This is a genomic window from Cupriavidus sp. WGlv3 (genome assembly GCF_023952475.1).
Classification (GTDB): domain Bacteria; phylum Pseudomonadota; class Gammaproteobacteria; order Burkholderiales; family Burkholderiaceae; genus Cupriavidus; species Cupriavidus phytorum.
Genome location: NZ_JALHRX010000006.1, coordinates 166,840 through 182,843, shown reverse-complemented (window position 1 = coordinate 182,843; position 16,004 = coordinate 166,840). Strand labels below are relative to the sequence as shown.

16 protein-coding genes are annotated in these 16,004 nt (G+C 67.2%); 10 read left to right on the top strand and 6 right to left on the bottom strand.

What is annotated here, in order from left to right:
* Nucleotides 1-108 precede the first annotated feature (108 nt).
* Complete coding sequence (locus MKD38_RS13255) at nt 109-849, top strand: GntR family transcriptional regulator (protein WP_252677446.1); 741 nt, start codon at nt 109-111, stop codon at nt 847-849.
* Nucleotides 850-898: 49 nt separating this feature from the next.
* Here MKD38_RS13255 and MKD38_RS13250 read toward each other — a convergent pair whose 3' ends face one another.
* Entirely contained in the window at nt 899-1,756 is an 858-nt protein-coding gene (locus tag MKD38_RS13250) for an alpha/beta hydrolase (RefSeq protein WP_252677597.1), read from the bottom strand.
* A 137-nt stretch (nt 1,757-1,893) separates the two neighbouring features.
* Here MKD38_RS13250 and MKD38_RS13245 point away from each other — a divergent pair, with 137 nt between their 5' ends.
* The 5 genes from MKD38_RS13245 (at nt 1,894) to MKD38_RS13225 (ending at nt 6,892) form a co-directional block, all read left to right on the top strand.
* Complete coding sequence (locus MKD38_RS13245) at nt 1,894-2,679, top strand: AraC family transcriptional regulator (RefSeq protein WP_252677445.1); 786 nt, start codon at nt 1,894-1,896, stop codon at nt 2,677-2,679.
* A gap of 147 nt (nt 2,680-2,826) precedes the next feature.
* Nucleotides 2,827-3,291, top strand: coding sequence for a RidA family protein (locus tag MKD38_RS13240; protein WP_252677444.1), 465 nt, complete (start codon nt 2,827-2,829; stop codon nt 3,289-3,291).
* Between the two features lie 3 nt (nt 3,292-3,294).
* On the top strand, nt 3,295-4,671 hold the full coding sequence (locus tag MKD38_RS13235) for an adenylosuccinate synthetase (protein ID WP_252677443.1): 1,377 nt from the start codon (nt 3,295-3,297) through the stop codon (nt 4,669-4,671).
* Entirely contained in the window at nt 4,668-5,294 is a 627-nt protein-coding gene (locus tag MKD38_RS13230) for a pyridoxamine 5'-phosphate oxidase family protein (protein ID WP_252677442.1), read from the top strand. Before MKD38_RS13235 ends, MKD38_RS13230 begins: the two co-directional genes overlap by 4 nt.
* A 224-nt stretch (nt 5,295-5,518) precedes the next feature.
* Nucleotides 5,519-6,892, top strand: a complete 1,374-nt coding sequence (locus MKD38_RS13225; protein WP_252677441.1) for an MFS transporter — start codon at nt 5,519-5,521, stop codon at nt 6,890-6,892.
* A gap of 44 nt (nt 6,893-6,936) precedes the next feature.
* On the opposite strand, the gene MKD38_RS13220 is transcribed toward MKD38_RS13225, so the two are convergent.
* The 3 genes from MKD38_RS13220 to MKD38_RS13210 all read right to left on the bottom strand — a co-directional run bounded on the left by MKD38_RS13220 (nt 6,937) and on the right by MKD38_RS13210 (nt 9,383).
* Nucleotides 6,937-7,437 (bottom strand): Ohr family peroxiredoxin, encoded by a 501-nt coding sequence (locus MKD38_RS13220; RefSeq protein WP_252677440.1) that lies wholly within the window; start codon nt 7,435-7,437, stop codon nt 6,937-6,939.
* 15 nt (nt 7,438-7,452) lie between these two features.
* The gene (locus tag MKD38_RS13215; protein WP_252677439.1) at nt 7,453-8,211 is read right to left on the bottom strand and encodes an SDR family oxidoreductase; all 759 of its coding nucleotides are present in this window, start codon (nt 8,209-8,211) and stop codon (nt 7,453-7,455) included.
* Between the two features lie 143 nt (nt 8,212-8,354).
* Nucleotides 8,355-9,383 (bottom strand): GlxA family transcriptional regulator, encoded by a 1,029-nt coding sequence (locus MKD38_RS13210; RefSeq protein ID WP_252677436.1) that lies wholly within the window; start codon nt 9,381-9,383, stop codon nt 8,355-8,357.
* Here MKD38_RS13210 and MKD38_RS13205 point away from each other — a divergent pair.
* Together MKD38_RS13205 and MKD38_RS13200 are read left to right on the top strand one after the other, a co-directional pair.
* A complete protein-coding gene (locus MKD38_RS13205) occupies nt 9,382-9,666 on the top strand; it encodes a hypothetical protein (protein WP_252677434.1) in 285 nt (94 codons plus the stop codon). The genes MKD38_RS13210 and MKD38_RS13205 overlap by 2 nt on opposite strands.
* Nucleotides 9,667-9,727: 61 nt before the next feature.
* Complete coding sequence (locus tag MKD38_RS13200) at nt 9,728-10,780, top strand: LysR family transcriptional regulator (RefSeq protein ID WP_371925689.1); 1,053 nt, start codon at nt 9,728-9,730, stop codon at nt 10,778-10,780.
* A gap of 33 nt (nt 10,781-10,813) precedes the next feature.
* Here the strand turns inward: MKD38_RS13200 and MKD38_RS13195 are convergent, their stop codons facing one another.
* The gene (locus tag MKD38_RS13195) at nt 10,814-12,790 is read right to left on the bottom strand and encodes an aconitase family protein (protein WP_252677431.1); all 1,977 of its coding nucleotides are present in this window, start codon (nt 12,788-12,790) and stop codon (nt 10,814-10,816) included.
* A gap of 197 nt (nt 12,791-12,987) precedes the next feature.
* Between MKD38_RS13195 and MKD38_RS13190 the strand changes: the two genes are divergently transcribed.
* Together MKD38_RS13190 and MKD38_RS13185 are read left to right on the top strand one after the other, a co-directional pair.
* Nucleotides 12,988-13,899, top strand: a complete 912-nt coding sequence (locus MKD38_RS13190; protein ID WP_252677430.1) for a LysR family transcriptional regulator — start codon at nt 12,988-12,990, stop codon at nt 13,897-13,899.
* Between the two features lie 116 nt (nt 13,900-14,015).
* The gene (locus tag MKD38_RS13185) at nt 14,016-15,002 is read left to right on the top strand and encodes a Bug family tripartite tricarboxylate transporter substrate binding protein (RefSeq protein ID WP_252677429.1); all 987 of its coding nucleotides are present in this window, start codon (nt 14,016-14,018) and stop codon (nt 15,000-15,002) included.
* Nucleotides 15,003-15,047: 45 nt separating this feature from the next.
* On the opposite strand, the gene MKD38_RS13180 is transcribed toward MKD38_RS13185, so the two are convergent.
* Nucleotides 15,048-15,983 (bottom strand): LysR substrate-binding domain-containing protein, encoded by a 936-nt coding sequence (locus tag MKD38_RS13180; protein ID WP_018007449.1) that lies wholly within the window; start codon nt 15,981-15,983, stop codon nt 15,048-15,050.
* Nucleotides 15,984-16,004 lie beyond the last annotated feature (21 nt).

The window sequence follows — 16,004 nt, the reverse complement described above, 5'->3', positions numbered from 1 at the left end:
GCCGGGGTGCGGGCCTGGCGGCCGGCTTTAGTATGATTCGTCTTATCTATATGAGTCAGTCATGGATCGGCCGGCCGCCCCGCAGGCGGCGTTGCAAAGGACACTAACGTGGGTTCCAGATTCGAAGCCGGCGCAGCCATCGGCGGCGTGCTCTACAAGGACGTCAAGCACGCCATCCTGGCCGCCCTGGCCGAGGGCGAGTGGAAGCCGGGCGAGGCGATTCCGTCTGAGCGCAAGCTGATCGAGCGCTTCGGCGTCTCCATCGGCACGCTGCGCAAGGCCATCGACGAACTGGTGGCCGAGAACATCATGATCCGCCACCAGGGGCGGGGAACCTTCGTCGCGACGCACCGGCAGGAAGACCACTTCTTCCGCTTCTTCCGCATCGTGCGCCAGGACGGGTACCGCGAGTTTCCGACGGTACAGCTGGCAAAGTTCCGCCGCGCCAAGGCCGACAAGGAAGAAGCCGCGGCGCTGGGCCTGCCGCTCGGCGAAGCCGTGTTCCGCTTCACCAACGTGCTGTCGCTGGAAGGGCGCGCGGTCATGATCGACGCCATCACCGTCCCGGCGGAACGCTTCCGGGCGCTCACCGAGAAGCTGCTGCGCGAGCGGCCGAACACGCTCTACAACTTCTACCAGGACGTCTTCGGCATCAACATCATCCGCACCGAAGAGCGCCTGCGGGCCGCGCTGGCCGACGCGGAAGACCATGAACTGCTGGGCATCCCCGTCGGCACCGCGATGCTGAAGATCCTGCGGGTGGCGTCGTCCTACCAGAACGAGCGCGTCGAGTACCGCGTCTCCAGGCTCGATACTTCAGATTACGAGTTCGCGCTGTCGCAGCCGTGAAAGCTGATGGCGCGTTTGCTGGCTTGTGCCGCGATCTCCGGCCGATGCCTCAGGCGCGCGCAATCATCCGCAACACCGCGTCGGCCAGTGGACCTTCGGCTTCGCCCAGCAGGTCGACCGCATCGAAATGGTGGCCGCGCTCCTGCACCACCACCTGCACGGCGAAGCCGCATTCGCCCAGCAGCGCCTGGTATTCGCGCTGCAGCCGGTGGTACTCCGGCGATTCATCGCCGCCGACGGTCAGGATCATGGGCAGTTTGGCTTTCGGGACATGATGGATCGGGCTGTAGTGGGCAACGTCCGCCTCGGTCAGACCGACCACCTGGTTGAGGTAGCACAGCCGGATCGGCTCCAGGTCATACAAGCCGCTGATCGCGCAACCTCCCTTGAGGATATCCGCCGGTACGCCGAAGGCAGCCCAGTCCGTTGCCGCCAGCGTGGCGGTGAGATGGCCGCCGGCTGAGTGGCCGGACAAGAAGATGCGATCCGGATCGAATCCCAGTTCGTCGGCATGCCGGTAGAGCCATGCCACTGCCTCCTGATTGTCGCGGACAATTTCGGCCATGCCCACATCCGGTGCCAGGCGGTAGTTCACCACCGCGACGTTGATATCGCGCTGCAGGTAGGGCGCGGCAACGAAGCTGAAGTCGGACTTGTCCAGCGATTGCCAATAACCGCCATGAATGAAGACCAGCAGCGGGCGCTTTGCGGTGGCTGCCGGGAAGAAGTCGAGCGCCTGCAAAGCGTGTGCACCATACGCAAGATCGGGCTTGACCAGATGGTTGCGACGGAACGTGGCGCTGGTGTCGTCCCATCGCTTGAAGATGTCCTGGAACCCGGGGATTCCAGCCCTGACGTTGTACTGCTGGTCCAGTTCTTCCTGGTTGAAGTTTCGATACACTGACATTAAATTTGGCTCCAGACGTTGGGATCGATGCTTCGATACCATTGGGTCGTTGCGACGCTTGTCGCGTCCGGCCAAAGATACGTATCCGCGTTTTGCGGCGCGCGCCGCTGGATGACAACCACTATCGCAAAGACGCCATGTTCGGAAAAAGCGAGAACCGCGATGACTACCAGGCGATAGCGCAGCCGGTCGGCGGCATGGCGCGCAAGCTGAAGGATGGGTTTTATATCGCCCCGCATTCGCATCCGCGCGCGCAACTGATCTATGCCTACGTGGGGGCTATCCTGGTCACCACCGACTTCGGTTCGTGGGTGGTGCCGCCCCAGCGCGCCGTCTGGGTGCCTTGCAACATCAAGCACGCCATGCAGGCGTGCGGCGATGTCGAGATGCGCACCATCTACGTCCGCGAAGATGCCGTACCGGGCGAGTTGCACGGCTGTTGCGTGGTCGCGGTGCCGCCGCTGCTGCGCGAGCTGATCTCGGCCGCCGTGCGCATGCCGCTGGCCTATGACGAAGGCAGCCGCGACGGCCTGGTGGTGCAGCTTCTGCTGCAGGAGTTGCGTCCGCTTTCGGTGGTCCCGCTGCATCTGCCAATGCCCCGGGACCCACGCCTGGGCAAGATCTGCGCGAAGATTCTCGACGATCCCTCGGACGAGACCTCGGTCCAGACGTGGAGCCGCTCGGTTGGCGCCAGCGAGCGGACCATCATCCGTCTGTTTCCGGAAGAAACGGGGATGACATACAGCCGCTGGAAGCAGCAGGCGCGGCTAATGGCCGCGGTTCGCCTGCTTGCCGAGGGGTGCCATGTCACGGACATCGCACTGCAGCTTGGATACGAGAGTCCAAGCGCATTCAGCGCCATGTTCAGACGAGCGCTTGGCATGACCCCCACCGAGTATTTCCGCGACCGGACCGGCGAGTAGGCGTCAGGCTGCCGGTTGGCATCTGCGCGACATCAACTGGCGTCAAGGCGCGAATCGAGGCATGGGCCCTGCGGCACAGTCTAGGTGCCGCCGGATGGCCAGCACCGTGCTTGCTCCGTCGGCATTTGTCCAAGTCGAGGAGTGAGTATGTCAGTGATGGATCGTATCCAGGCAGCGGGCATCGTCCTGCCTGCCGCCGAAATGCCCAAGGCGCTTTATGTCCCGTACACGCTGCACCGTGGCTTGCTGACGATATCGGGACAGCTGCCGCTGCAGGACGGCAATCCCGTGTTTGTCGGCAAGGTTCCCGGCGCGGTCAGCGTCGAAGCGGCGCAGGCGGCGGCACGGCTTTGCCTGGCCAACCTGCTGGGCTGGGTGGCCGCCGCAACCGATGGCGATTTCGAACGGATCCGGGGCATCGTGCGGGTAGGCGGCTACGTTGCAACGGATCCGGGTTTCAACGATGCGCCGCTGGTGATCAACGCCGCGTCGGAGCTTCTCAACCGGATCTTTGCCGAGCGCGGGCGCCACGCCCGCCTTGCGCTCGGCGTGGCGAGCCTTCCGTTCGGTGCCCCGGTCGAGATCGAGGCAACCTTTGCGCTGGACGCCTAGGCGATGGGCGCCGCGACAAGGGCCGGCTACGCCGACGTCCTGGTGGGCCTGCAATATGGCGACGAGGGCAAGGCCCGAATCGTTGATCACCTCGCTGCCGAGTATGACGTGATTGCGCGTTTCAATGGCGGGGCCAACGCCGGACATACCATCGCCACGCCCGCCGGTGCGCTGCGGCTGCGGCAAGTGCCTTCTGGGGTGCTGCACCCGGGCGTTGCGCTTTACATCGGCTCGGGCTGCGTGGTCGGGTTGCAGCAGCTGGCATCCGAGATTGCGATGCTGGCCGCCCAAGGTATCAGCCTGGAGGGACGGCTGACAATCAGCGACAGGTGTCCGCTGGTTCAGCCGCGGCATGTGCTGGCGGACCGCCGCGATGGTGCACGGATCGGCACCACCGGCAACGGCATCGGTCCGTGCTACGCCGATATGGCGGCCCGGATACAGGGCGCCGAGCGCGTTGCGTTCCAGTTGCGCGACCTGTGGTGTGACGAGGACCGCGTGTTCGAACTGATGACCCGGCTGGCATCGCAGGCCGACGACGATGACGAGGCCATAGCGGCGATGGTGGACGGCATGCGCCGCGCGTGGAGGGTGGTTCGGCCGTTCGTGACGAATGATGCTGTCGCGCTGTTGCGGCGGGTCGAGGCCGGTGCAAGGGTACTGTTCGAGGGCGCGCAGTCGGTGATGCTGGATGTGGTGCATGGCATCCAGCCGTGGGTCACGTCCAGCCATACGCTCCCCGCCTATGCCTACGTAGGTGGAGATCTGCCGTGCCGGTATCACCGCAAGACCATCGGCGTGGCCAAGGCCATCGTCTCCCGGGTCGGCAACGGCCCGCTGCCGAACGAACTGGGCGGGCAGCGTTCCGAGGCGTACTGCGCCGCGGCGGCACACGCGGGCCGCGGCCGCGCCGACGAAGCGGCCAGCCACGATCCGCTCAAGTTGCTTGCCGAAGCGGATGCGTTCTCGACCGGCGTGGCCATCCGGATGCTGGCGAACGAGTACGGCACCGGCACCGGCCGGCCACGGCGCGTGGGCCTGCTTGACGTTGAGCAACTGCGGCTCGCGATACAGCAGGCCGGCGTCGACGAGGTGTATCTCAACAAATGCGACAGCCTGGCTGCCTTTTCCCATACGCCCGAGCGTTGCATTCCAGTCGTCGCTGGCGAGGCCGGTAGCGCAAGCCAGCGCGTGTTGCAGTTTCCGGCGTTCGCGCACGACGCCATACCGACGAATCCCGCCTCGCCGCTGCCCCCGCAGCTTGAAGCGCTGCTCGAATGGCTGGCGCAGGCCATCGGTCGACCCTTGCGCGGCATCGGACTAGGACCGGAACGCACGCAGATGCGGCTTCTTGAACCCACCCAGCAGACCACACCATGACTAGCACGACCCCTGCCTACCTGCGCAGCGAGATGCGCCGGACCGACCTCGCCTGGACCGACTGGCCGGCCATTGAAGCCTTCCTGAAGAACGAGCTGATCTGCCGGGTTGCGGTGCATGACGAGCCTTACCCCTACATCACCGCGCAGAGCTTTACCTTTACCGGAGACGCGTTCCTGATCCACAGTTCCAGGTTCGGCAAGCTTGCCACGGCGATCCGGGCGAACCCGCTGGTCACGATCGAAATCGATCGGCCGGTGGCCTTGTTGAAGGCGCCAAAGGGCCAGAACACCAGCCTCGAGTATTTCAGCGTCATTGCGCGCTGTGAAGTCCGGCTGCGTGACAGTACCGATGAGGTGCGTGCGCACCAGTACCAGGCGCTGGACAAGTTCCGGCCCGAGAAGGACTACTCGCCGATCGAGGATGGCGCGGCCAGCCAGATCGTGGCCTATCGCTGCGAGATCCGCGAGTTGAGCGCGAAGAAGCGCATCCTCGCTGACGGACAGTATTCGCCGCCAGGGCAGCCGCGCGCGCCGTACCTGCGCTATCCGTTTCAGTCCGGTGCGACGCTGTCCGGTCTGCCGCCGGAAGCGTTCGATCCCCATCGGTTTGCGGGGAAGTAGGGCTCGCCATCGCATGACATGAAGAGGTGCTTCGGCGCCTCTTTTTTTATGTCCGGTGGCTTCGGAGCGCCTCCAATGCCTTGGCGCCTGCGAGACAGACCTTGGCGTTCCGGCGCGCGTCGCGCACTCGCCCGCGAGCGACAGTAGCGAACGATGGCGCAGCCACGCGTTATCGCTTGCCGCCAGTGCCATAGAGCACTGGCACTAGAACGACTGGAGACAAGATGAAGCACACCCCTCTCGAGCTGATGCGCGTGCGCACCGGCGACCGCCTGGAACGGCTGCCCGTATGCGGGTATCACCGCCTTCTGTTTGCAATCATTGCGCTGGCCTTCTTCTTTGACAATCTCGACCTGGCCATGATGACGTATTTGCTGGGTTCGATACGCACGGAGTTTGGCTTGACCGCTGCGCAAGCGGGCATGCTGGGAAGCGCCAGCTTTGTCGGCATGGCCGTCGGCGCGCTCAGCTCGGGAATGCTTGCCGACAGGTTCGGACGCAAGCCCGTGTTCCAGGTCAGCATGATCATCTGGGGCGTGGGCAGCTATCTCTGTTCGACCGCGAGCAACCCCATGGAACTAGGCGCATACCGGCTCCTGCTCGGAATCGGCATGGGCATGGAACTGCCGCTGGCACAGACGCTGATGTCGGAGTTCATTCCGGCGCGGCAGCGCGGCAAGTACCTGGCATTGATGGACGGCAACTGGCCGATCGCGTTCATCTGCGCTGGCCTGATGTCGTACTACGTGCTGAGCGCCTATACCTGGCGCACGATGTTCCTGCTTGGTGCGGTGCCGGCGCTCTTCCTGATCGTGGTTCGGCGCTTCGTGCCCGAGTCTCCGCGCTGGCTGGAATCGCAGGGGCGCCATGCGGAAGCCGCAGCGATCGTCGACCGTATCGAGCAGTCGGTGATGCGGCGGATGAAGCTTGATGCATTGCCGGAAGTCACTCCGGCGGCTGCGGCGGCGGAGCCGGAGGCGACGGGATTGCGCGTGCTGTGGTCGCGCGCGTACCGCAGCCGGACCCTGACTGTCTGGGGGCTGTGGTTCTTTGCCCTGCTGGGGTTCTATGGCCTCAATACATGGATCGGCGCGCTGCTGCAGCAATCCGGGCTGGATGTGACCAAGTCCGTGTTGTACACGGTGTACATCTCGATCGGCGGGATTCCGGGCTTCCTTTGGGCGGCGTGGGTGGTGGAGCGCTGGGGACGCAAGCCTGCCTGCGTGGCGACGCTGGTCGGTGGGGCGTGCATGGTCTTTATCTATGGTCGGGTCGCTGGCTCGGCGTCGGAGCCGCTGGCGCTATTCCTCTCCGGCGGCATGATGCAGTTCTTCATGTTCGGCATGTGGGCGGTTCTCTATACCTACACGCCGGAGCTCTATCCCACGCGCGCTCGCGCTTCTGGCTGTGGCATGGCTTCGACGGTGGGGCGCATCGGCTCGCTGCTGGGGCCGACGCTGGTGGGTCTGGTGCTGCCCGTCGCGGGGCAAGCTGGCGTGTTCTGTCTGGGCGCGCTGTGTTTCCTTGCCGCGGCGGCAATCGTGCTCCGGTTCGGCATCGAAACCCGCGGCAGGGCGCTGGAAGCCATTGCCGACTAAGGTACTGCCGGCGCGTCGTGGCGGCAGGTATCGGACCAGCTGCGTCAGTCCGCCACCGCCACGACGCTGGCAATGCCTTGCCGGGCCATCTTCACATAGGGGCAGAAGCGCTCGGTATTGCGCACCAGTTCTTCGGCCAGCGCCCGGGCCACGCCCGGCATCCTGACGCGGACATCCGCGGACAGCGCATAGGCGCCGTCCACCGGGTCGCGGCCGAAGGCGACTTCGACTTCCACGGCGATGTTGTCGATGTGCAGGCCGGCGCGTCTGGCCAGCAGGTGCAGGGCGCCGTGGAAGCACGCGGCATAGCCCGCGGCGAACAGCTGTTCGGGGTTGGTACCGTTGCCCGGCCCTCCCAGCGCGGCCGGCAGCCGCAGGTCGATGACGAGGTTGCCGTCATCGGAGCGAGCCACGCCTGAGGCGCGCCCGTGTCCGGTTTCGCCACCCGTGACGGTGACGGTGGTGGTGTAGATCGGATCGAAGCCGGGCCCGCGATATTTGTCGAGCAGGCTCAACGGCGGGGCTTGCAGCTTCCGGTTCGCCATGGGCCGGCCCTGGGATCAGGCGCGCGTTTGCTGGCGCTTTCGCAGCCATGCCTCGAAGCTGGTCTTGCCCAGCCGCGCGGGCCCCTCCGGAACCAGCGTGCCATCGTCCAGCTCGGCGCCGAAATAGCGGGCCTGGGCGTCGACGACCACCTTGCGCGGATCATCGGTGGCTTCGAGATACCGTTGCACCAGCTCGCTCAGCGCAAAGCGCTGCGGCCCGGCGATATCGACGATGCCGTTGGCGGGATCGGCAAGCGCCTGGTCGGCCACGGCCTCGGCCACGTCGTCGGAAGCGATCGGCTGGATCGACGCGGACGACAGGCGGATCGCGTCGCCGTCGGCGCCCGCTTCGGCGATGCCGCCGAGGAATTCGAGGAACTGCGTGGAACGGACAATGGTGTAGGGGATGCCGGCGTTGCGGATCAGCGCTTCCTGCGCGATCTTGCCGCGGAAGTAGCCGCTTTGGGCGAGCTTGTCGGTGCCGACCACCGACAGCGCCACATGGTGCCTGACCCCTGCGGCTTTCTCCGCCGCCGCCAGGTTGCGGCCCGAGGTCTCGAAGAAATGCAGCACGGCATCGTCGGCGAACGACGGAGAATTGGCCACGTCCACGACCACCTTTGCGCCGGCAAGCGCCTGCCCGAGGCCTTCGCCGGTCAGCGCATTCACGCCCGTCTGGGGCGATGCCGCCACCACTTCATGGCCCTGCGCGGCAAGCCGGGCCACGACCTTGCTGCCGATCAGTCCGGTACCGCCAATCACAACGATCTTCATCACGCACCTCGGTTCGGTTGGAAGGGATGGGCCGTCGACCCATGTCCCATGCTAGGTGAGCGAGGATCGACGCGGTAGCGCCGCGGGCGGATGCACGCTGTTTCCCGTCCCGCACCAATCGCCAGGCTGCGGCAAGGAGGTTTTCAGCCGGTAACCCCGGCGCGGTACGCGCTCGGCGAGAGGCCAAGGTGGCGCTGGAACGTCAGCCGCATCCGTTCCTCGCTGCCAAAGCCGCACTGCCTGGCGATCTGGTCGACCGGACGGTGGGGGTCCTGCAGCAGCCGCCGCGCGGCTTCCAGCCGGAAATGCTCCACCCCCTTGGCGGGCGTGCGGCCGGTCTGCTGCTTGTACACCCGTGCAAAGTTGCGCGGGCTCATGCCGGCCTGCTCGGCTAGCTGCTCGACCGAGAGCGTTTCCCGCGACAGGTTTTCGACGATCCAGAGATGGAGGGCCTCGAACAACGGCACCTGCCGGCTCTGCGTCAGCAGCATTTCACTGAGCTGGGGCTGGCCGCCGGGGCGCTTGATGAAGACCGCCAGTTCCCGCGCCGCGCTCAGCGAGATATCGTGGCCGTAGTCGTCTTCGACCAGCGCCAGCGCCATGTCGATGCCGGTGGTCACGCCGGCCGAGGTCCAGATCCGGTCCTGGCGCACGAAGATGGCGTCCGGGTCCAGCGTGACCGCGGGAAAGCGCGCGCGGAACGCCGCATGCATGGCCCAGTGCGTGGCTGCGCGCTTGGCGTCGAGCAGGCCCGCCTGCGCCAGCAGGAAGGCGCCGCTGCAGACCGAGGCGACGCGGGGCACCTGGGCGGCGGCTTGCTTCAACCAGGCGACCAGGGAGGTGGCGCTGTCCAGCAGGGTGAGCATCCCGGGTGCGCCGGGCAGGACAATGGTGTCGATACGCCGCAGGTCGATGGCCGCAAGCGGCAAAGTATCCACGGACGTGCCTTCTGCCGAGGCGGTCAGGCCGCCATGCTCGCTGGCCAGGTAAATCTGGTAGCCGGCCAGGCCCCGTTCGCGCGCGTAGCGCGACGCCGCCCAGAACGCGGTTTGCGGCCCGGTGAGGTCCAGCACGCTCATGCCGGGAAAGGCGACGAACAGCAGGCCGCGCGGATGGTGGTCGAACGGCGGGGCAGAGTCGTGTGCGGCGGGCGCGGATGCGGAAGGGGCCATGGCAAGGATCGCGAAAGTCGGTCGATGTTATGCCAGGCGCGCGATCCGCGGCAAGGCGCGACGGCGGCTGTCGCGCGTCGTGCGGCGCCTGCGGCACGAAGCGGCTGCGGCCAGGGTCTGGCGCATCGCCATGTCTGCATTGTTGCGTATCGCGGCAGCCGGCTGGCAGAAATCGAGGGGCATCTGGCATTTACCCGGCCCGCGGCGGGTCATTAAGATCCCGGCATGGTCACGCACCGCCCAGCGTGGACCTGAACCCTGGCATTGCGCCGAAAGGCATTGACATGGACATCGTCGTTCCCGATCTCCGTCCGGCGTCCCCCGCCAGGCGCGCCGGCCCGGACATGGACACATCCGGCCTGTTGCAACGGGCGCTGCAGCACGGCCGGCGCGAGGGTGCGACCGACCGCGCGCCCGAGCGCGCGGACGGCCTGTCCGCCAGTTTCGCGGCCAGCTACGCCGGCATCATCGCCTTCATGGCGGTCGCCACCGAAGGCAGCTTCTCCAGGGCGGGCGAGCGGCTGGGCATCGGCCGCTCCGCGGTCAGCCGCAATGTGCAGAAGCTGGAAGCGCAGCTCAGCACGCGGCTGTTCCTGCGCACCACGCGTTCCACCAGGCTGACGCGCGAGGGCGAGCGCTTCTTCGAGAACTGCCACCAGGGCGTGGCGCAGATCGTCGAAGCCATGAACGACATGCTGGCGCTGCGCCAGGGCCCGCCGAGCGGCTTGCTGCGCATCAGCGCGGCCACCGGCTTCGGGCGCAAGGTGGTGGCGCCGCTGCTGACGCGGTTCTCGGCAGCCTATCCGGAGATCTCGCTCGACCTGCTGCTGGACGACCGCCCGCTGGATTTTGCGGCGGAGAAGATCGACGTGGCGTTCCGCAACGGGCGTATCGAGGACTCCAGCATCATCGCCAGGCAACTGATCCCGATGCAGATGGCGGTGTGCGCGTCGCCGGCGTATGCCGCGCGGCACGGCCTGCCGCTGACGCTGGACGATCTCGCCCGGCATGAATGCATCCATACCCGTGTCGGTGGCGCGCGCGTGCTGGAATGGGAGTTCAAGGTCGACGGGCACCTGCGCAAGGTCCTGCCCACCGCAAGGCTGACCTTCAACGACCCCGACCTGGTGCTGGCGGCAGTGCTGGACGGCATGGGCCTGGCACAGATGGCGGGCTACCAGGTGTGCGAGCTGATCGCCCGTGGCGCGCTGGTCACCGCGCTGGGCCGGCATGCGCCGGACGATCGCGGCCACTACCTCTGCTTCCTGAGCCGGCAACACCTGCCGTCGCGCATCCGCGTGTTCGTCGACTTTATGACGGATGCAATCCGGGCGCAAAACCTGCACTGCCTGGCGGACTTCGGCATGGACTATGCGAAGGCGGGTCCGGGCGGCTGATGCCGGCTGCGGTGCGGCCCGGCAGCAGGCTGCCTACGCCGTACCGTTGGCATAGCGCCGCCGCAACTCCTCGAACGACACCAGTTCCCCGCATATCGCACTGGCCGCCACCGTTGGCGGGCTGGCCAGCCAGACCTGCCCTGGACCGGAGCGCCCGGGGAAGTTGCGGTTGATCGAGCTGACCGTCACCTGCTCCGGCCGCTCCGACGACCCCGGGCCGCAGTTGGCGCAGGCGCCGCACGACGGCTGCAGGATGCGCGCGCCGATGGCGTGGAACGTCTCCATGTAGCCCTGGCGGATGCAATAGTCGCGCACGTCGGTGGTGCCGAATTGCAGGTAGAGCGTGACCTGCGGCGCAAGGCGCAGGCCGCGCTGCACGGCCCAGTGCAGGACCTGGTGATACCAGTCGAAGTCCTCGCGCTTGCCGGCCGTGCAGGAGCCACCGTAGGCAATGTCCACGGGCACCCGCTGCGTCAGCGCGGCGAGCGGCATGCCGTTGCCCGGATCGCCGGGGCGGGCCACCATGGGTTCGAGCGTGCCGCAGTCGAGGTCGAGGGTGGCGGCGAACGCGGCGCCGTCGTCGCTGCGCATCCAGGGCTCGATCTCGAAATCGATGCCGCGCCGTTCCTTCAGGAAGCGCACGGTCTCGGCGTCGGGGGCGACGATGCCGGTGAAGCCGCCCAGCTCGGCGCACATATTGGTCAGCGTGGCGCGCTCGTCGATCGACATCGCGCCGACCACCGGGCCGGTGAACTCGAACACCTTGCCGACGCCGGCGCCGGCCTTGATGTCGGTCCGGGCCAGCAGGTGCAGCACCACGTCCTTGGCGGTGACGCCCGGCGCCAGCACGCCGTGCAGGTGCACCAGCAGGCATTGCGGCAGGGTCATGCGCACCGCGCCGGTGACGAAGGCATTGGCCATGTCGGTGGTGCCGACGCCGAATGCCACGCAGCCCAGCGCGCCGCTGTGCGGGGTGTGGGAATCGGTGCCGACCACGACTTGCCCGGGCAGGGCATAGCGCTCGGCCATCATGGCGTGCGAGATGCCGGCCGCACGCGCGACCGCGGCGCCGCGGGACTCGTCCTCGGTCAGCGTGCGATGGCACCGGAGCTGGTAGTCGCGCACGAAGTCACGTTGCGCCGCGCACATGCGGGCGACGTTGTCGACCAGCCCGCCGCGCACATGGGCCGGGCTTTCGCCGACATAGGAGGTGTGGTCTTCGAACACCACGATGCGGTCGGCATCCCTGAGCTGCAGCGGCTTGCCGAACGCCGCGTGCAGCATGTGCGCGCACATGCCGGTGTAGTACTCGTGGATAAAGCGCCAGTCGGCCCGCACGAAAATGCCGTCGCCCGCGACCGGGCGCTCCGGCGTCACCGGCGTTGTGAGCAGATGGCGTTGCACGATTTTCTGGAACAGGGTCTGCGGGCCGCCGGGGTGGCCGGAGGGCGCGGGTTCCACGTCGCTCAGGTACGCCTGGCCGAACCTGAGCAGGCCGCCATGCCGCAGGATGGCCGCGGCGAGGGCGTCGCGCCCGGCCACCAGCGTGTCCGCGTCGATGGGTTCGCCTTGCTCCAGCCGGGTGAGCAGACTGAAGTCGGTCGAGGTGAACAGGCCGATGTTGTCGGCATTCTGGCGGTAGATGCGCTCGAAGCTGCGGGCGATGACGAGGCGGATGCCGGCCAGCTTCTCCGCCGCCGGACTATGCTCGCGCGACGAGCCCTTGCCGTAGCGGTTGCCGGCGACGGTCACGGTGAAGCCGCCATCGCGGATCGCGCCGGCCGGGACCGGGCAGGCGCCGTCGACCTTGTAGCCGGTATAGGGAAAGCGGCCGAGCGCGTCGTCATAGTGCGTCAGGATCGGCACCGGCGTGATCTCGTCCGTCGAAACGTCGTCGCGCAACGCGCCGGCGGTGGCCAGCGTCATCGGCTGCCCCTGCAGCTGTGCCGTCATGGCCGACGCCGAGTCGGCAAGGAACAGGATGCGGGCCGTGGCCCCGATGGCGCTCATGCAGGTCTCCGAAGGCATTTCGGCGCAACTCTACCGGCCCTGGCGCGCGCGAACGAAGCGCTGATGCGGCATCGCGGCTATCTGCGTCAAACATATCAGGGTAAACCCGATAGTCATGCGCGGGGATCATGCTCAGTGTGCGCCGCAAGGTTAGTATCGGGCGACATTCCGGCCTGCCCACCCGGGCGCACTGACCCATGCACCGCATCGATCCCGTCAACATCCAGCTGTTCCTGGCCGCGGCCCGCGAGGGCTCGATCAAGCGCGCGGCCGAAACCGAGCATATCGCCCAGTCGGCGCTGAGCCGGCGCATCGCGGAACTGGAGCGCAGCCTGGGGGTGGTGCTGTTCGTGCGCTCGCCCGCCGGCGTGGTGCTGACCGATGCCGGCGCCCGCGCGCTGGAACTGGGGCGCAAGCTGAACCAGGACATCGCCAGCTTTGCGCGCGAGGTGCAGGACCTGGGCGACCGGGTCGCCGGCGTGGTGCGGGTGTCGGCCAGCCCCTCGGCAATCATCGGGTTCCTGCCGGAGCGCCTGCATGCGTTCAAGGCGGCGCATCCGCTGGTCGAGATCGCGCTGTACGAGCGCTCCACCGCGGAAACGCTACGTGCCTGCCTGGATGACCGCGCCGACATCGGCATCGGCGTCGCGGCCAAGACGCCGGGCGGGCTGGAATCATGGGCCTTTGGCAGCGATCCGCTCAATGTGGTGGTGCCGTCGTCGCATGCGCTGGCCCGGCGCAAGCGCATGCGCTATGCCGAGGTGCTGGAGCATCCGCTGGTGGTGGTGCAGCCGGGCGGCGCGCTCGACCAGGACCTGCGCGAGCAGGCGGCCAACCTGCGCCTGCCGTTTAACCAGGGGGTGGCGGTCTCCAGTTTCGAAGCGGCCTGCCGCATGGTGGAGGCGGGGCTGGGCATTGCCGTGCTGCCGGCCAGTGCCGGCGCGGCCTATGCCGGAACGCGGCGCTTTGTGCGCGTGCCGCTGGATGAACCGTGGCGCCAGCGCCAGCTGCGCATCTATGCGCCATACAAGCAGCCGCGGCTGCGGGCGATTGCCGCGATGATCGAGGCGCTGCAGCCAAAGGCTGGAACTGACGCTATGCCGGGCTGAGATACCCGGTCCAGCGGATTAGCACTCGGCCACCGCCGCGTCGCAACCCTACACTCCGTGCCAAAGCCACCGTCCACGGTGCGATTCACGGTCGATTCGACCCACGGAGACAAACCATGCAGATCTCGCTGTTTCGACAGGCGTGCAAGGCGCTTGCGGCCCTGACCACGCTGGCAATGCTTGGCGGCCAGGCAGTTCCAGCCCATGCGCAGGATGGCAAGCCGCTCAGGCTGATCGTGCCGACCCAGCCCGGCTCGCAGGCCGATGCCGTGGCCCGCGCGCTGAGCCAGCCGCTGGGCAAGCAGCTGGGCCAGTCGGTGGTGGTGGAAAACATTGCCGGGGCCGGCGGCGTGCCCGGCACCCAGCAGATCGTGCGCGCGCCGAAAGACGGCTCGACGCTGGGCCTGATCTCGTCGAACCACGTCATCAACCCGTTTATCTACAAGAGCCTGCCGTATGACGCGCTGCAGGACATCACGCCGATCACCGTGATCGGCACGCTGCCGCTGGTGCTGGTGGTCAATCCGGCGGTGAGCGCGCACAACACCCGGGAACTGCTCGCGCTGCTGAAGTCGAAGCCGGGCGAACTGAACTACGGCTCGTCCGGCAACGGCACGGTGCTGCACCTGGCCGGCCAGCTGCTGGCCAGCGAGGCCAGGGTGGATATCCGCCACGTGCCGTACAAAGGGGCCGGCAACTACACCACCGACCTCGTCGGCGGCCAGGTGCAGATGGGCTTCCTCACCGTGCAGGCGGTGCTGCCGCTGATCAAGGCGGGCAAGCTGCGGGCGATCGCCGTGTCCACCGCGCAGCGGGTGCCGGCGCTGCCCGAGGTGCCAACGCTGGCGGAATCGGGTGTGCCGCGCTACAGCTTCGATGCGTGGCTGGCGATCGTCGGCCCCGCGGGCATGCCGAAGCCTGGTGTGCAGGACCTCCAGGCGAAGATCCAGGCCACGCTGCGCGAACGCGAAGTGCAGGAGCAACTGTCGGCGCAAGGGCTGGTGGTGACGGGCACCGGCGCCGACGCGGCGGTGCCGTTCTTCAGGAACGAGCTGGACAAGCATGCGCGCATCGTCAAGCAGGCAGGCGCCACGCTGAACTAAAGGCTCCGAGCCGGGGCAAGCCGGCCCGCCACACGCTTGCGCGCTTCAGCTGCCGCAAGCGTGGATCAGGAATTCGCGCAGCGCATCGGCGGGCTTGCCCAGCTTGCGGCCGGGCTGCCACAGCATGCCGACCTCCATGTCGGGCACCGCATTGGCAATCGGCCGGGCCTCGATCTGCTTGCCTTCCAGCGACCAGGGCCGATACACCATGTCGGACAGCACGGTGACGCCGAAGCCATGCGCCACCAGCCCGCGCAGGGCTTCCATCGAACCGGTGCGGAAGGCGATATTGGGCGCGAGGCGGTGGCTGCGCCAGTAGCGCAGCGTTGAGTCCTCGGCCTCGTCGACGGTGATGAGCAGGTACGGATACGCCGCGATATCGCGCAGCGAAGGCCGCTCCACCTCCAGCAGCGGATGGCTGGCCGAGGTCCATAGCTGGCGCCGCGACCGCATCAGCGTATGGCGCTGGAAGCGCTGCGGCTTCTCCAGGTTGGACAGCAGCGCGATGCCGAACTCGATTTCGCCCGCCAGCACGGCGCGCTCGATGTCGGGGCGGTCCATGTCGAGCAGATCCAGTTCGATATCCGGATAGTTGGTGCGGAAGCGCGCCAGCAATCCCGGCAAAAAATATCCCAGCACGGTGTAGGACGCCGCCAGCCGCACGCTGCCCTGCAGCCCGTGCACCTGGAAGCGTGGCTCGCGCAGCGCGTCTTCGACCGAATCCAGGATCTGGCGCGCATGCTGGAAGAACAGGTGGCCTTCGGCGGTCAGCGTCACGCCATGCGGCCGGCGCTCGAACAGGCGCACGCCCAGGCGCTGCTCCAGCGCCAGCACGGCATTGGTCACGGCCGACTGCGACACGTGCTCGGCGGTCGCCGCCATCGAGAACTGCCCGGTTTCCGCCGCCGCGACGAAATAGCGGAACTGCCGCAGCGTGACTTCCTTGGCCAGTCTTTCCGAACCTTCGCGCGCCTTGAACATGATGTCTCCGAGGTATCCGTT

What these genes read in the sequence shown, in the direction of transcription:
- MKD38_RS13250 (WP_252677597.1), bottom strand. Translation starts at nt 1,756, where the DNA reads ATGTCAGTGTATCGAAACTTCAACCAGGAAGAACTGGACCAGCAGTAC.
- MKD38_RS13245 (WP_252677445.1), top strand. Translation starts at nt 1,894, where the DNA reads ATGTTCGGAAAAAGCGAGAACCGCGATGACTACCAGGCGATAGCGCAG.
- MKD38_RS13240 (WP_252677444.1), top strand. Translation starts at nt 2,827, where the DNA reads ATGTCAGTGATGGATCGTATCCAGGCAGCGGGCATCGTCCTGCCTGCC.
- MKD38_RS13235 (WP_252677443.1), top strand. Translation starts at nt 3,295, where the DNA reads ATGGGCGCCGCGACAAGGGCCGGCTACGCCGACGTCCTGGTGGGCCTG.
- MKD38_RS13230 (WP_252677442.1), top strand. Translation starts at nt 4,668, where the DNA reads ATGACTAGCACGACCCCTGCCTACCTGCGCAGCGAGATGCGCCGGACC.
- MKD38_RS13225 (WP_252677441.1), top strand. Translation starts at nt 5,519, where the DNA reads ATGAAGCACACCCCTCTCGAGCTGATGCGCGTGCGCACCGGCGACCGC.
- MKD38_RS13220 (WP_252677440.1), bottom strand. Translation starts at nt 7,437, where the DNA reads ATGGCGAACCGGAAGCTGCAAGCCCCGCCGTTGAGCCTGCTCGACAAA.
- MKD38_RS13215 (WP_252677439.1), bottom strand. Translation starts at nt 8,211, where the DNA reads ATGAAGATCGTTGTGATTGGCGGTACCGGACTGATCGGCAGCAAGGTC.
- MKD38_RS13205 (WP_252677434.1), top strand. Translation starts at nt 9,382, where the DNA reads ATGGCAAGGATCGCGAAAGTCGGTCGATGTTATGCCAGGCGCGCGATC.
- MKD38_RS13210 (WP_252677436.1), bottom strand. Translation starts at nt 9,383, where the DNA reads ATGGCCCCTTCCGCATCCGCGCCCGCCGCACACGACTCTGCCCCGCCG.
- MKD38_RS13200 (WP_371925689.1), top strand. Translation starts at nt 9,728, where the DNA reads ATGGACACATCCGGCCTGTTGCAACGGGCGCTGCAGCACGGCCGGCGC.
- MKD38_RS13195 (WP_252677431.1), bottom strand. Translation starts at nt 12,790, where the DNA reads ATGAGCGCCATCGGGGCCACGGCCCGCATCCTGTTCCTTGCCGACTCG.
- MKD38_RS13190 (WP_252677430.1), top strand. Translation starts at nt 12,988, where the DNA reads ATGCACCGCATCGATCCCGTCAACATCCAGCTGTTCCTGGCCGCGGCC.
- MKD38_RS13185 (WP_252677429.1), top strand. Translation starts at nt 14,016, where the DNA reads ATGCAGATCTCGCTGTTTCGACAGGCGTGCAAGGCGCTTGCGGCCCTG.
- MKD38_RS13180 (WP_018007449.1), bottom strand. Translation starts at nt 15,983, where the DNA reads ATGTTCAAGGCGCGCGAAGGTTCGGAAAGACTGGCCAAGGAAGTCACG.